Here is a 14,426-nt window from a genome sequence, read left to right as displayed (position 1 = left end):
TCCCCAAATAGGTGCGCCGACGGCGCCTGCCTAGGCACCGCCGCGCATTGCCGCCACGCTTTCATGGGCGCGGCGGCTGATCGAGGCCGCGGGCGCCTCAGGCGGCGCGGGCCTCGCTCAGGGTCGGGTAGTCGATGTAGCCCTCCGGGCCCTGGCTGTACCACGTCGCGGCGTTGTCCTTGTTGAGCGGCGCGCCCTTGGCGATCCGCTCGACCAGGTCCGGATTGGCAATGTAGGTCCGGCCGAACGCGATGGCGTCGGCCTCGCCGGCATCCAGCACCTTCTGGCCGCTGATCCCGTCGTAATCGGCGTTGAGGATCATCGGGTTGCGGAACACGCGCCGCATCGCCGGGGCGATCGGCGGGTGGTCGGCCTTGCCGAAGGTGCCGTCCGGGCCCGGCTCGCGCATCTCCAGGAAGGCAATGCCGATATCGGCCAGTGCCTGCGCGGCGGCCACGAACAGCGGCTCCGGGTTCGAGTCGTTGCAGCCCTGGATCGCGCCGTTCGGCGAGAGGCGCACGCCGGTGCGCTCGGGTCCCGCAACCTTGGCCACCACCTCGGTGACCTCGCGCAGCAGCCGCACCCGGTTCTCGATGGAGCCGCCGTACTGGTCGGTGCGGTGGTTGGTGCCGTCGCGCAGAAATTCGTCGATCAGGTAGCCGTTCGCCGCGTGGATCTGCACGCCGTCGAAGCCCGCGGCCAGCGCATTGGCGGTGGCGCGCTCGTAATCTGTAAGCAGGCGCGGGATCTCGGCGAGCTCCAGGGCTCGGGCCTCACCGTAGGGCTTCTTGCCGGAATAGGTGTGGGCCTGGTCGGGCGCCGTGGTGGCCGAGGACGAGACCGGCTTGGCGCCGCCGAGGAAGTCCGGATGAACCATCCGTCCCATGTGCCAAATCTGGCAAACGATCTTGCCGCCCTTGTCGTGGACCGCCTTCACGATTGGCCGCCAGGCATCGACCTGGGCGTCGGACCAGATGCCGGGCGCGAACGGCCAGCCCAGCCCCTCCTGGGAGATGCCGGTGGCCTCGGTGAGGATCAGGCCGGCGCCGGCGCGCTGGGCGTAGTACTCGGCCATGATCGGGGTCGGCACGTGCTCGCGGGTGCCGCGGCCCCGGGTGAGCGGGGCCATGAAGATCCGGTTCTTGGCCTTGATGGCGCCGATGCGGATCGGGTCGAGCAGGGATGGCATGGATTACCTCGTGCTGGTGCGACGTGGGAGGCCGCATCCGGTTCGTTCCGGCGCCGAGGTGGCGCTGCGGCGCGGTGATGCCAAGGTGCAGCGCAACCGGAACGACGGCGGCGTGCGGGCGCGCACATGCTGAAATGCGAAGGACCGGGCCCGTCCGGAGCCCGGTCCTCGTCGCACATCCGGCTTTCGCCAGATCTCAGCTATGCGCCAGCACGGCCAGCAGCAGCAGGGCGATGATGTTGGTGATCTTGATCGCCGGGTTCACCGCCGGGCCGGCGGTGTCCTTGTAGGGGTCGCCGACCGTGTCGCCGGTCACCGCCGCCTTATGGGCCTCCGAGCCCTTGCCGCCGTGATGGCCGTCCTCGATGTACTTCTTTGCGTTGTCCCAGGCGCCGCCGCCCGAGGTCATCGAGATCGCCACGTAGAGCCCGGTGAGGATCACGCCGAGCAAGCTCGCCCCCACCGTAGCGAAGGCCTGGTTCTTGCCCGCGATCAGCTGGATCACGAAGAACAGCACGATCGGCGACAGCACCGGCAGCAGCGACGGGACGATCATCTCCTTGATCGCCGCGCGGGTCAGCATGTCGACCGCCCGGCCGTAATCCGGCCGGTCCGTGCCCTGCATGATCCCGGGCTTCTCCCGGAACTGGCGGCGGACCTCCTCCACGACCGCGCCCGCCGCGCGCCCGACCGCCGTCATGGCGATGCCGGCGAACAGGAACGGGATCAGGCCGCCGAGCAGCAGGCCCACCACCACGTAGGGGTTGGACAGGGAGAAATCGACGCTGACGCCCTGGAAGAAGCGGTACTGCGTCGGGCTCGCATTGGCGATGAAGTAGTTCAGGTCCGACGTGTAGGCGGCGAACAGCACCAGCGCGCCGAGGCCGGCCGAGCCGATCGCGTAGCCCTTGGTGACCGCCTTGGTGGTGTTGCCGACCGCGTCGAGGGCGTCGGTCGACTTGCGCACGTCGGAGGGCAGGCCCGCCATCTCGGCGATGCCGCCGGCATTGTCGGTGACCGGCCCGAAGGCGTCGAGGGCCACGATGAAGCCGGCCAGCGCCAGCATGGCGGTGACCGCGATGGCGATGCCGAACAGGCCTGCGAGCGCGTAGGTGCTGATGATGCCGCCGACGATCACCAGGGCGGGAAGGGCCGTGGATTCGAGGGAGATCGCCAGTCCCTGGATCACGTTGGTGCCATGGCCGGTGACCGAGGCGGTGGCGATCGACTTCACCGGGCGGAAATTGGTGCCGGTGTAGTACTCGGTGATCACCACGATCAGCGCCGTGATGGCGAGCCCGATCACCGCGCAGCCGAACAGGGCGGCCGAGGTGAAAGTGACGCCCGTCGAGGTGGTGAAGGACGTGGCGAAGCCGCCGAGCAGCGTCATGTTGACGAGGGCGATGGCCGCGACCGAGAGCACGCCCGCCGCGATCAGGCCCTTGTAGAGGGCGCCCATGATCGACTGGTTGGCCCCGAGCCGCACCGCGAAGGTCCCGGCGATCGACGTGACGATGCAGGCCGCGCCGATGGCCAGCGGGTAGAGCATCATCGGCTCCAGCACATCCCGGCCGCTGCCGGTGGGGCCGGAGAAGAAGATCGCCGCCAGCACCATGGTGGCGACGATCGTGACCGCGTAGGTCTCGAACAGGTCGGCCGCCATGCCGGCGCAGTCGCCGACATTGTCGCCGACATTGTCGGCGATGGTGGCAGGGTTGCGCGGATCGTCCTCCGGAATTCCGGCCTCGACCTTGCCGACGAGGTCGCCGCCGACATCCGCCCCCTTGGTGAAGATGCCGCCGCCAAGGCGGGCGAAGATCGAGATCAGCGAGGCGCCGAAGCCCAGGGCCACCAGTGCGTCGATCACCTCGCGGCTCGACGGGTCGAGATGGGCGCCGCGGGTGAGATACAGGTAGTACAGGGCGACCCCGAGCAGCGCGAGGCCGGCGACCAGCATGCCGGTCACCGCGCCGGACTTGAAGGCCATGTCGAGGCCCCCGCCCAGCGAGGTCGAGGCGGCCTGGGCGGTGCGGACGTTGGCCCGGACCGATACGTTCATGCCGATGAAGCCCGCCGCGCCCGAGAGCACGGCGCCGATCAGGAAGCCGATGGCGACCTTGATCCCGAGGAACACGGCGAGCAGCACGAACAGCACCACGCCGACGATACCGATGGTTGTGTATTGCCGCCGCAGATAGGCCTGCGCGCCCTCCGCGATGGCCGCGGCGATCTCCTGCATGCGCTGAGTGCCGGCGTCGCGCCGCATCAAGTCGAGAATCGTGACGATGCCGTAGGCGACGGCGCAGAGCCCGCCCGCGATGATCAGAACCAAGGGAATCATTCGACCGTCCTTGTTATTATCGTGCCTGGCGTGGGCTTGTGCTTGTCGAGCTTGACCGCCGCGAGACGGCCATGGGACGCGGTGCTCGGATTCGGGGCTTTCCTTCCCAAAACAAGGCCTTGATTGCCAAACTTCGCTGGAGAGCGCAAACGCCGAGTTGAAGATGTTTGCAGCGCGGCGCGCGAATGCTGCATTGCGGAAACACGAAGCCGGCGCATTATTGTGCAGGATCCGGATCTGGCGGCTCTGGGCTGAGCCGATCAGGGGCGATGCAGGGGACCGGGATTCCAGCGGCCGGCACGGGCACGGCGCCCTCCCCGCTGGACGACGGCGGACGCCGTGCCCGACCCTTCACTTTCCGGTGGAGATCCTCCGGCAACGTCCACTCTCCGTCATCGCGCGGAGACGGCCATGCCGGAGCGGTCGACCGGAAACCGTCTCAGAAGTGGCTGAACGAGCCCGCGGCGAACACACGCGCCGCGCCATCGTCCATCACGAAACGGGGCGGCCCATCGCCGGCGGTGACGGTGCCGATGGCCGTGAGCGGAACGCCGCCCTCCTCCGCCTCGGCTCGGAAGGCGTCGAGCTGTTCCGGCGCCACCGTGCAGAGGATCTCGTAATCGTCGCCGCCGGTCAGGATCGTGTCGATCAGGCCGGGCTCGGCCGCGAGAGCGCGCCGGGCCGGTTGCGAGAGCGGCACGGCGGCTCCGTCGATCCGGGCGCTCCGGCCTGCGCCGAGCATCTTGGCGAGATCACCCGCCAGACCGTCCGAGACGTCCATCGCCGCGGAGGCGTGGCGGCGGACGGCCGGTGCCGCCGCGAGGCGCGGCCGCGGGTGCAGGTATCGGTCGGCCAGGAGGGCCCGCAGCGCCGGATCGAGCGCCGCCGACCAGGGCGCCTGCGGCTCCAGGCGCAGGCGCAGGCCGAGCGCCGCGTCGCCGATCGTGCCGGTGACGCAGATCCGGTCGCCGACCCGGGCCGTGTGGCGCCGGACGATCCCGCCGGTCGGCACCTCGCCCATCATCGTCACGCCGATCAGCGCCGGCCCGCTGGAGCGCACCGTGTCGCCGCCGAGGAGCGGACAGCCGGCCTCCGCTGCCGCCCCGCCGAGTCCGCCCGCGAAGCCGGCGAGCCACGCCTCCGTCCAGTCGTCGGGCAGGGCCAGCGTCAGCAGGAAGCCGCGCGGGACCGCGCCCTTGGCGGCGATGTCGGACAGGTTCACGCCGAGCGCCTTGCGGGCGATGGAGGCCGGCGGATCGTCCGGGAAGTAGTGGATCCCCGCCACCACCGCGTCGGCGGTGAGGACGAGGTCGTGGCCGGGGGTCGGTGTCAGGGTGGCGGCGTCGTCCCGGAGCCCGTCGGCGCCCGGCCCGGCCAGCGGCGCGAAGTACCGGGCGATCAGCCCGTCCTCGGAGATGCGGGACGGGCCGGCCAAGGGTTCAGGCCTTCTTGGCGGAAGGATTCTTGGCGGAAGGCTCCTTGGCGGAGCCGGACTTGCCGGAGAGCGGCTTCGACGAGCCCGGCTTGCTCGAAGCCTTGGCGGCCCCGACCTCGCCCGGCCGGACTTCCCGGGCAAGCCGGTCGAGCACGGCATTCACGAGGCCCGGCTCGTCGGCCGTGTAGAAGCTGTGAGCCACGTCGACATAGGCCGAGATCGCCGCTCCCACCGGCACGTCGGGCCGGAACATCAGTTCGTAGGCACCGGCCCGCAGGATCGCCCGCAGCACGATCTCGATGCGCCGCAGCGGCCAGCCCTGGGCGAGCGCCTGATCGAGCTTCGGGTCGATCGCCCGCTGCTCCTCGACGGTGCCGCGCAGGAGGTCGCGGAAGAAGGCGGTCTCGGCCTTCGGATGGGCGATCCCGTCGACCTCCCGGCCGATCCAGAAGGCCTCGAACTCCGCGAGCGCGTCGAGAACGCCCTTGCCGGAGATGTCCATCTCGTAGAGCGCCTGCACCACGGCGAGGCGGGCGCCGCTGCGCGGGCTGAACTTGACGGTGCTGGCGGTCGTCTCGGTGGACGCGGCGCCGGTCTCCGGCTGGGTCTCGGGTGTCCCGGTCATTGAGGTATCCGTCATCGCGGGCGGGCGGCCTCGGCCGCGCGCTTCAGGGCGAGCACGCCGAGCGCCGCCTCGGCCGCGCCGCCGCCCTTGTTCATCTCGGCGACCCGAGCGCGGGCCAGCGCCTGCGCCTCGGTCTCGACGGTGAGGATGCCGTTGCCCAGCGGCACGCGGCGGCCGACCGACAGGTCCATCAGCGCGCGGGCGCTTTCGCCGGCGACGATGTCGTAATGGCCGGTCTCGCCGCGGATCACGCAGCCGAGCGCTACCACGGCGTCGTAGGACCCCGTGTCGAGCAGGATCGCCACTGCGGCGGGGATCTCCAGGGCGCCCGGCACCGTCACCACGGTGGCCTGCGCGGCGGCCGCCTCGATCGCCGCCAGGGCGCCGGCGAGGAGCTCGTCGGCGATCGCGTCGTAGTAGCGCGCCTCGACGACGAGGATCCGGGCACCGGCCAGGGCCGGATCGGTGGGCTTGGGCGCCGAATCGGCGCGGGTATGGGCGACCATGGCTCTCGTCCGGCCGGGTTTTCGGGGGCTGGCGGATCGCACGACGGGCGCCCGCATGGGGGAGGACGGTTAGACCGAAGCGGCCGGCGCCACAAGCGGTGCGGATGCGGGTGGGGACTGCGATGCGAAGGGGCGCTGCGACGGCACCTCCCCACCCTACCCCACCAGCGGCGGCAGCGGCGCGGATCCGCCCTCCGGGACCGCCGTACGGGCGACGTTCATCGTCATGGCGAGCAGCGCGTAATAGCCGTTGATGCCGGTGAGATCGATCGCCCCCTGCTCGCCGAAGCGCGCCACCACGGCCGCGTAGGTCGCGTCGCTCACCGCGCGGTTGCGCATCAGTTCGGTCGAGAAGGCGTAGGCCAGGGCCTCGTCGGCGCTCATCGTGTCGGGGCGCCGCCCCTCGGCCACGGCCTGCGCGGTCTCGGGTGCGACGCCGGCCTTCAGGGCGATTGGGTGGTGGATGGCCCATTCCACCGGCTGGCTCCAGTCCCGGGCCACGATCAGGATCGCGAACTCGCTGATGCGCAGCGGCAGGGCGCTGCCGTAGCGCAGGTAGAGCCCCATCCGGCTTGCGCAGAGCATCAGCTCGGGGCTGCGCAGCAGCGGCACGAACGGCCCGAAAACCGGAACGCCGCGCTCGGCCTCGAACGCCGCCGCGGCCGCGGCCTGCGCCTCCGTGAGGCCGTCGGCCGGGAGCGCCGGCATGCGCTCCGCGCTGGTCTTCTCGCTGGCCATGCGTTTTCCCTCCCCTGCATCGTCCCTGCATCGTCCCTGCATCGTGCCCGGCACGCGGCGTGCTCTGGATTTCCGGTCCCCGTGCGCCTAGACCGTTCAGGCTCAGCGGCACGACCCGCGCGCCCGGACCGGGCTGCGATCCTTTAGAACGCCAGCGAGGCTTACGGCTTTGGCCCTCCCCGTCAACGAACGCCGGCGCATCATGCTGCTCACGGGTGCGAGCCGGGGCATCGGCCACGCCACCGTCAAGCGGTTCTCGGCCGCGGGCTGGCGCGTGATCACCTGCTCGCGCCACGCCTTCCCGGAGAACTGCCCCTGGGAGATGGGTCCCGAGGACCATCTCCAGGTCGATCTCGCCGATGCGCAGGACACGGTCCGCGCCGTCGAGGAGGTCCGGGGCCGGCTCGCCGCCGAGGGCGGCGTGCTGCACGCGCTGGTCAACAATGCCGGCATCTCGCCCAAGGGGCCGGACGGCGAGCGCCTCGGCGCCTTGGCGACCGAGTTCGATGCGTGGCAGCGCGTGTTCCAGGTCAACCTGTTCGCCACGATTCTTCTGGCCCGCGGCCTGCGCGACGAGCTCGCCCGGGCCAAGGGCTCGATCGTCAACGTGACCTCGATCGCGGGCTCGCGCGTTCACCCCTTCGCGGGCGCCGCCTACGGCACCTCGAAGGCGGCGCTGGCCGGCCTGACCCGCGAGATGGCCGCCGATTTCGGGCCGCTGGGCGTGCGCGTCAACGCGATCTCGCCGGGCGAGATCGACACGTCGATCCTGTCGCCCGGCACCGAGAAGCTCGTCGAGCAGATCCCGCAGCGCCGGCTCGGCACACCGGACGAGGTCGCCAAGGCGATCTACTTCCTGTGCACCGAGGCCTCGTCCTACGTGAACGGGGCAGAACTCCACATCAACGGCGGCCAGCACGTTTGACCAGAACGCCTGCCCCCTCGGGCACGAACGCCGTGGGTCACGGCCCGGCTCCTCTGCGCCGGGCGCTCCTCATCGGCCTGCTCCTGTGCAGCGTGCCTCTGGCCGCCGCGCGGGCGGAGCCCGGGATCCGGATCCTCGACCTGCCCTTCAAGGTCCGGGCCCTGCGCGGCCCCCGCAGCGAGGCCGCCGTCTCGGTGGCGACCTCCGGGCTGCTGCCGATCGCCGGCGCGAAGGTGAGCCAGCAGGCCGGCGACGAGGAGAGCGCGCCGATCGCCGTGGTCTGGGGCGACGACGGTGGTGCCGTGCTGTCGCTCTCCGAGGGAGCCGTGAGCGTCCGCCCGATCGGCCGGGAGGCGGTCGAGGGGCTGACCGCCGCGGAGACGCCGCGCGGGGCCGTGCCGGGCTCGCGCCGGGCGCTCTCCGGTCCCTTGAGCGCCTATCTCACCGGACGCACCCGCGCGCCGGACGGCAGCGCCGCGGCGGCCGTCCTGACCATCCGCGAGCGCCAGCCGATGGCGGTCAGCACCGACCCCAAGCCCGTCCCGGTGGCGACCGTGACGGTTCCGGCCGGGGGCGACGCGGTGTTCGCGCCCCTGCGGCCGCGCCTGCTCCGCCTCGGAGATCGTCCGGCGCTGCTGGCCTCCACGCGCTCGGGTGCGGAGACCGGCGGGCTCGCGCTGATCGAGCGCCAGGCCGGTGACCGGGGCGCGGCCTGGACAGTCGCGGCACGCACGCCGCCGCAGCCCAGGCCGCCCCTGAAGATTGCCGGCATCGCCGACTTCTCCGGGTCCGGCGCCGTCCAGGCCGCGACGGTCAGCGCCGGCGGCCGGCTCCAGCTCTGGACGCTGCATCCCGACCGGATCGAGGCCGCCGGCGCGGCCGAGGGCTACGCGGCCGGCGACGGCGATTCCGACCTCGCCGTGACAACACCCGCCAGCGGCGCGCCCGAGCTGGTGCTGCCCGTGGCGGGCCGCGCCGAGATCGCCCTGGTCTCGGCGAAGGGATCCCTGCACGAGCGCCTGCGCGTGCCGCTCCCGGCCCCGGCCGAGACCGGAATCGTGGTCCTGGGCGAGGGCGCGGCGGCGCGGCTGCTGGTCGGCCTCGCCGACGGCCGGGTGGCGGTCGTCGCGCCCGATGGGGGAAAACCATGACGGCGGACGCCCAGGCCGACAGCCGCCTGTTCCCGGCGCGCCCGTTCGTGGGTGCGTCGATCGCGGTGATCCGGGACGAGCGCGTCCTGCTGGCGGCCCGCGCCAACGAGCCGATGCGCGGCGTCTGGACGCTGCCGGGCGGCCTCGTGGAGGCGGGGGAGGCTTTGGCCGAGGCGGCCCTGCGCGAGTTGTCCGAGGAAGTCGGCCTGACCGCCGAGGTGGTCGGCGTGCTCTCGCCCACCGAGATCATCGTCCGGGACGAGGCCGGCCGCGCCCGGCACCATTACGTCGTGCACCCGCACGCCGCCCTGTGGCACGGCGGCGAGCCGGTGGCCGGACCCGAGGCCCTCGGCACCCGGTGGGCGACGCTCGCCGAGGTCGCCACCCTGCCGACGACGCCGGGCCTGGTCGAAACCCTGCAGGAGGCGTTCGCGCGGGTTCGGGACCGCAATCCGGCCCGCGGCGGGGAGGCGACGGCGTGAGGCGCGCCGCGACGATCCTGTGCCTGCTGTCGGCGCTCGCCGCCCACGCCGCCGCGCCGGCTTTGGCGCAGCAGCGCTCCGGCCGCCCGGCGGCGTCCGCCACCAAAGACGCCAAGGACGCGCCCAAGGAGGCGAATGCACCCGCCGACAGTCCGGCCCCCTACGACCGCGACCTGATGCGCATGTCCGAGATCATCGGGGCGCTGGCCTTTCTGCGCGGCCTCTGCAGCGCGCCGGATGCCGCGGACTGGCCGGCCCGCATGAAGGCGCTGATCGACTCCGAGGGCGTGACCCCCGCCCGCCGCGACCGTCTGGCTGGCGCCTACAACCGCGGCTATCGCGGCTACGCGCTGACCTACCGGGTCTGCACGCCGGCCGCCCACGAGGCGGCCGCCCGCTACGTCGCCGAGGGCGACCGGCTGTCGCACGCGCTGGCAGGCCGTTTCGGGGGGTGATGCAGGCGCAACACACTGCTCAGGGATGCCGGCGAAGCGTCGGATTTGAGCCCTCGCGTTAACCGATTCGAAATTCCCGGCTGGCCGAGCCGCAGGGACCTGCTTATCATCCGTTGTGTCCGCTGGGTCTTGTGCCCGGCGCAATGGAAGTATCGGGCCATGCAGCATATCTCTCACACCGCTCCTCTCGAGGTCGATGTCGAGGAGAAACGTGTCGCGCTGAGTTACGTCTCGGAAGCGTTCGCAGAAGGCTGCCTCGATGGGCTCGACGGAGACTGCATGGCTCAGGCCGCCCTGTTCGCCGCCTTCCAGGAACTGGTCATGACCTACGGTGAGGAAGCCACGGCCCGTTACGCGGAAGGATTCCCGGAGCGCATCCGCGGCGGCGCCTTCACCACGACCCTCCAGCACTGAGAGCCGGGATCGCGGACGGTTGAGGCGCGGGCGGGCAGCGACTACCTCCCGCTTCCGCGGTCCGGCACGCTGGACCGCTCCCGTCCTGTGAGGATCAGCCTGCCATGCCCGTCGCCCTGCTGCCGGACCGCGCTCTCGTCGCCGTCACCGGCCCGGACGCCGCCGCGCTCCTTCAGGGCGTGCTGACCTGCAATGTCGAGACGCTGCAGGCCGGCGAGGCGCGCCTCGGTGCCCTGCTGACGGCCCAGGGTAAGATCCTGTTCGACTTCCTTGTTTCGCGGCTGCCAAACGGGTTCCGGTTCGACGTGCAGGCGGACCGGGCGGCCGATCTCGCCAAGCGGCTGACGCTCTACCGGCTGCGCGCCCAGGTCGCGATCGCCGCCGACCCGACCGTGGCGGTGGCTGCCGCCTGGGACGGGCCCGCGCCGGCCGCCGCCGAGGCGGTCGCCGATTCCCGCCACGCCGATCTCGGGGCCCGGCTCTACGCGGCCGAAGGCGCCTTCTCGGCCGACGCCGCGGAGGCCGATTACCACGCGCTCCGGATCAGGCTGAGCATCCCGGAGGGCGGGCGCGACTACGCCTTTGGAGACGCGTTCCCGCACGAGGCGCTGATGGACCAGCTCGGCGGGATCGACTTCAAGAAGGGCTGCTATGTCGGCCAAGAGGTGGTCTCGCGGATGCAGCACCGGGGTACCGCCCGGACCCGCATCCTGGCGGCCGCCTACCCGGACGGCCCCCCCGCGCCCGGCACCGAGATCACGGCTGGCGGCAAGGTTCTGGGCACCACGGGCAGCTCCGCCGGCGGGCGCGGCCTCGCCCTGGTCCGGATCGACCGGCTGGCCGACGCGCTCGCCGCTGGGGAGACACCGCTTGCCGGTGATCGCCCCGCGACGCTGGAGCGGCCTGCCTACGCGACCTTCCCGATGCCGGAGGCCGCAGCGAGCCCGGCCGGGTGAGCTGCGATCGCGCCGCGGACACGGCTCAGATCAGGAAAGCCGGCCGCTGAAACCCCGCGACGCCGCCTCCGCTTGAATCCGCCGCCCGTTCCGGCGACACCCGTCCTGGAATGGCTACAAACAGGACCGGGGCGGAAACGATGGGCGTCTACGAGCCCGGCACCGAGGCGGAGGCCGGGGAGATCGTGCGGGTAGCCGCCGGGCGCGGCGAGCGCCTGCGGCTGGCCGGCGGCGGGACCGCCGCGGGTCTCGGCCGGCCCGCGCAGGACAGCGCGACGCTCTCGGCGAAAGCGCTCACCGGCGTCACGCTCTACGAGCCTGCCGAGATGGTGGTGGCCGCCCGGGCCGGCACGCCGCTCGCCGAGGTCGAGGCCCTGCTCGCCTCCCGGGGCCAGATGCTGCCCTTCGAGCCGATGGACCTGCGCGGCCTCTACGGCACCACCGGCGAACCGACCTTCGGGGCCGTGGCGGCGATCAACAATGCCGGCCCGCGACGGATCAATGCCGGGGCGGCGCGTGACAGCCTGATCGGCGTGCGCTTCGTCAACGGGCGGGGCGAGGCGATCAAGTCGGGCGGCCGGGTGATGAAGAATGTCACCGGCCTCGACCTGGTGAAGCTGATGGCCGGCGCCCACGGCACGCTCGGGCTCCTCACCGAGGTGACCTTCAAGGTGCTGCCATCCTGCGAGCGCGTCGCCACGCTGATCTTCCCGGGTCTCGACGACGCGCGCGGGATCGCGGCCCTGTCGGAGGCCCTGGGCTCGCCGTTCGAGCTGACCGGAGCGGCCCACCTGCCGGCGGGGATCGACGCCCCGCAGGCGCGGACCCTGATGCGCCTCGAAGGCTTTTCGGACTCGATCGACTACCGGACGGGCGAGTTGCGCCGCCTGCTCAAGCGCTACGGGTCGGCGGAGATCTTGGACGGCGAGGCGGGCGCCGCCCTCTGGCGGTCGGTGCGCGATGCCGCGCCGCTGGCCGAGCCGCGCAAGGCCGCGCTCTGGCGGATCTCGACCGTGCCGACCCACGGGCCGGCCCTGGCGGCGGCGGTCGCGGCGGAGTGCGACGCTCGCTGGTTCTTCGACTGGGGCGGCGGCCTGATCTGGCTCGCCACCGGCTCCGAAGGCGATGCCGGCGCCGCGACGGTGCGCCGGGCCGTGCAGGCCCAGGGCGGCCACGCCACGCTGGTGCGCGCCCCCGACGCCGTGCGCGCCGCCGTCCCGGTGTTCCAGCCGCTGGCTGAGCCGCTGATGCGGCTCACCGCTGGCATCAAGGCGGCGCACGATCCCGCCGGATTGCTCAACCCCGGCCGGATGTACGCCGGACTGTAAGCTTCAGATTCCGCCCCTTCCCGGTCGCGGGGATGCGAGGCGCCGAGGATGTGACCCGTGCAGACCAACTTCGCCCCCGCCCAGCTCGCCGACCCCGCCATGGCGGCCTCGGAGAAAATCCTGCGGACCTGCGTGCATTGCGGCTTCTGCACGGCGACCTGCCCGACCTACCTGCTGCTCGGCGACGAGCTCGATTCCCCGCGCGGGCGGATCTACCTGATCAAGGACATGCTGGAGGGCGGCAAGCCGGCCTCGCAGGAGGTGGTCAAGCATGTCGACCGCTGCCTCTCCTGCCTGTCCTGCATGACCACCTGCCCGTCGGGGGTGCATTACATGCACCTCGTCGATCATGCCCGGGCGCATATCGAGAAGACCTACGCGCGGCCGACGGGCGACCGCTTCCTGCGCGCCCTGCTCGCTCAGGTCCTGCCCTACCCGAACCGCTTCCGCCTCGCGCTGGTCGCCGCCAAGCTCGGCGCGCCGTTCCGCGGGCTGGTCGGCCGCCTGCCGCGCGTGGGCAACCGCCTCGCCGCGATGCTCGACCTCGCCCCGGCCGGGATGCCGCCCCGTGAGCCGACAAACCGGCCGGGCCGGTTCGCGCCGGCGAACGGACAGGCCGCCAAGCGCGTCGCGCTGCTGCGCGGCTGCGCCCAGAGCGTGCTGCGGCCGGACTTCAACGCGGCGGCGATCCGGCTGCTCAACCGCCACGGGATCGAGGTGGTGCACGCCAACGAGGGCTGCTGCGGGGCGCTCACCCACCACATGGGCAAGGAGCATTCGGCCCACGCCCACGCCAAGCAGACGATCGACGCCTGGGATGCCGAGATCGCCAAGGGCCTCGACGCGATCCTGGTGACGGCGTCCGGCTGCGGTACGACGATCAAGGATTACGGCTTCATGTTCCGGGACGACCCGGCCTATGCCGAGAAGGCGCAGCGGGTCTCAGCCTTGGCCAAGGACGTGACCGAGTACGTGGCGCAGCTCGACCTGAAGACGACCACGGACGCGAGCGACCTGGTGGTGGCGTACCACTCGGCCTGCTCGATGCAGCACGGCCAGGGCATCCGGACAGAGCCGAAGGCCCTGCTCAAGCGGGCCGGCTTCACCGTGAAGGACGTGCCCGAGGGCCATATCTGCTGCGGCTCGGCGGGGACCTACAACATCCTCCAGCCCGAGCTGGCCCTGAAGCTGCGCGCCCGGAAGGTCGCCAATATCGAGCGCGTGCGCCCCGACGTGATCGCCACCGGCAACATCGGCTGCGCGACGCAGATCGGGAAGGGCACAAGCATCCCGATCGTCCACACGGTGGAGCTGCTCGACTGGGCGACCGGCGGCCCGAGGCCCGCGGCGCTGTCGGGGGTGGCGCCGCAACTCGCGGCGGCCGAGTAGAAGCAGGACGACGTTTGCACCCGCTCCATCATTCCGGGGCGCCGCAGGCGCGCCCGGACCCGAAGGGGCACGCCTGAGGCGGGCGATCTAGAACCACGTCGTCGCCAGAACTTTCTGTGTTGGCGCCTCTGGATCCCGGGCTCCGTTGCGCGGCCCCGAGATGACGGGCCGCTTGGCATCACAGCCGTGACAGCCCCGTGACATCTCTTCACGCTTGACCCTTGCCAAATCCGCGCAGCGGTCTGTAATGATACCGACCCCTTTCCGGTCCCGCCGGCCGCCGCAACGGCCCGCGGACGTGGCCGAATTCCTTGCGAAAACGGTTGCGGTATCGCGGCGGATCCTGTCGGTCCGTCTGGCGGCGACGGTTGTCGCCCGCGATCGGGCAGGTGTCGCACGACGCGGCGGGGATCCTCCGCCGCACCCCAGGAATTCACGGCCGGTTCCCGCCGGCCGAGATCGTTTCGCGAGGTCGGAACCACGATGGACGGA

15 protein-coding genes are annotated in these 14,426 nt (G+C 71.9%); 9 read left to right on the top strand and 6 right to left on the bottom strand.

Annotated elements, in window-relative coordinates; all coding sequences use genetic code 11:
• Nucleotides 1-97: 97 nt before the first annotated feature.
• Nucleotides 98-1,189: an alkene reductase gene (locus tag ABIE45_RS07410; RefSeq protein ID WP_192706115.1), complete on the bottom strand. Its 1,092-nt coding sequence runs from the start codon at nucleotides 1,187-1,189 to the stop codon at nucleotides 98-100.
• On the opposite strand from ABIE45_RS07410, the gene ABIE45_RS07405 reads away from it, so the two are divergent.
• Entirely contained in the window at nucleotides 1,188-1,322 is a 135-nt protein-coding gene (locus ABIE45_RS07405) for a hypothetical protein (protein ID WP_373622226.1), read from the top strand. The genes ABIE45_RS07410 and ABIE45_RS07405 overlap by 2 nt on opposite strands.
• Before the next feature lie 63 nt (nucleotides 1,323-1,385).
• Here the strand turns inward: ABIE45_RS07405 and ABIE45_RS07400 are convergent, their stop codons facing one another.
• The 5 genes from ABIE45_RS07400 to ABIE45_RS07380 form a co-directional block, all read right to left on the bottom strand.
• Complete coding sequence (locus ABIE45_RS07400) at nucleotides 1,386-3,530, bottom strand: sodium-translocating pyrophosphatase (RefSeq protein WP_192706114.1); 2,145 nt, start codon at nucleotides 3,528-3,530, stop codon at nucleotides 1,386-1,388.
• Between the two features lie 439 nt (nucleotides 3,531-3,969).
• Nucleotides 3,970-4,965 (bottom strand): thiamine-phosphate kinase, encoded by a 996-nt coding sequence (thiL, locus tag ABIE45_RS07395; RefSeq protein WP_192706113.1) that lies wholly within the window; start codon nucleotides 4,963-4,965, stop codon nucleotides 3,970-3,972.
• Nucleotides 4,966-4,969: 4 nt separating this feature from the next.
• Nucleotides 4,970-5,590, bottom strand: coding sequence for a transcription antitermination factor NusB (nusB, locus tag ABIE45_RS07390; protein WP_192706112.1), 621 nt, complete (start codon nucleotides 5,588-5,590; stop codon nucleotides 4,970-4,972).
• Nucleotides 5,591-5,601: 11 nt separating this feature from the next.
• The gene (gene ribH, locus ABIE45_RS07385; protein WP_192706111.1) at nucleotides 5,602-6,096 is read right to left on the bottom strand and encodes a 6,7-dimethyl-8-ribityllumazine synthase; all 495 of its coding nucleotides are present in this window, start codon (nucleotides 6,094-6,096) and stop codon (nucleotides 5,602-5,604) included.
• A gap of 156 nt (nucleotides 6,097-6,252) precedes the next feature.
• The gene (locus ABIE45_RS07380; protein ID WP_192706110.1) at nucleotides 6,253-6,834 is read right to left on the bottom strand and encodes a carboxymuconolactone decarboxylase family protein; all 582 of its coding nucleotides are present in this window, start codon (nucleotides 6,832-6,834) and stop codon (nucleotides 6,253-6,255) included.
• Nucleotides 6,835-7,036: 202 nt separating this feature from the next.
• Here ABIE45_RS07380 and ABIE45_RS07375 point away from each other — a divergent pair, with 202 nt between their 5' ends.
• From ABIE45_RS07375 to glcF, 8 genes are all read left to right on the top strand, one after another.
• Nucleotides 7,037-7,759, top strand: a complete 723-nt coding sequence (locus tag ABIE45_RS07375; protein ID WP_192707305.1) for an SDR family oxidoreductase — start codon at nucleotides 7,037-7,039, stop codon at nucleotides 7,757-7,759.
• 32 nt (nucleotides 7,760-7,791) lie between these two features.
• Nucleotides 7,792-8,910, top strand: coding sequence for a hypothetical protein (locus ABIE45_RS07370; RefSeq protein ID WP_192707304.1), 1,119 nt, complete (start codon nucleotides 7,792-7,794; stop codon nucleotides 8,908-8,910).
• Nucleotides 8,907-9,392: an NUDIX hydrolase gene (locus tag ABIE45_RS07365; protein WP_192706109.1), complete on the top strand. Its 486-nt coding sequence runs from the start codon at nucleotides 8,907-8,909 to the stop codon at nucleotides 9,390-9,392. The genes ABIE45_RS07370 and ABIE45_RS07365 overlap by 4 nt, the downstream gene beginning before the upstream one ends.
• Nucleotides 9,389-9,847, top strand: coding sequence for a TIGR02301 family protein (locus ABIE45_RS07360; RefSeq protein ID WP_192706108.1), 459 nt, complete (start codon nucleotides 9,389-9,391; stop codon nucleotides 9,845-9,847). The genes ABIE45_RS07365 and ABIE45_RS07360 overlap by 4 nt, the downstream gene beginning before the upstream one ends.
• A gap of 159 nt (nucleotides 9,848-10,006) precedes the next feature.
• Entirely contained in the window at nucleotides 10,007-10,261 is a 255-nt protein-coding gene (locus ABIE45_RS07355) for a hypothetical protein (protein ID WP_160534062.1), read from the top strand.
• A 104-nt stretch (nucleotides 10,262-10,365) separates the two neighbouring features.
• The gene (locus ABIE45_RS07350; protein WP_192706107.1) at nucleotides 10,366-11,217 is read left to right on the top strand and encodes a folate-binding protein YgfZ; all 852 of its coding nucleotides are present in this window, start codon (nucleotides 10,366-10,368) and stop codon (nucleotides 11,215-11,217) included.
• A gap of 140 nt (nucleotides 11,218-11,357) precedes the next feature.
• Nucleotides 11,358-12,545: an FAD-binding protein gene (locus tag ABIE45_RS07345; protein WP_192706106.1), complete on the top strand. Its 1,188-nt coding sequence runs from the start codon at nucleotides 11,358-11,360 to the stop codon at nucleotides 12,543-12,545.
• A 57-nt stretch (nucleotides 12,546-12,602) separates the two neighbouring features.
• On the top strand, nucleotides 12,603-13,934 hold the full coding sequence (glcF, locus tag ABIE45_RS07340; protein ID WP_192706105.1) for a glycolate oxidase subunit GlcF: 1,332 nt from the start codon (nucleotides 12,603-12,605) through the stop codon (nucleotides 13,932-13,934).
• Nucleotides 13,935-14,426: the final 492 nt, after the last annotated feature.

Origin of the sequence: Methylobacterium sp. OAE515, assembly GCF_041806315.1 — a bacterium.
In the GTDB taxonomy this organism is placed as follows: domain Bacteria; phylum Pseudomonadota; class Alphaproteobacteria; order Rhizobiales; family Beijerinckiaceae; genus Methylobacterium; species Methylobacterium tardum.
The sequence above is the reverse complement of the archived record's forward strand: the minus strand, read 5'-3'. Positions and strand labels throughout refer to the sequence as shown.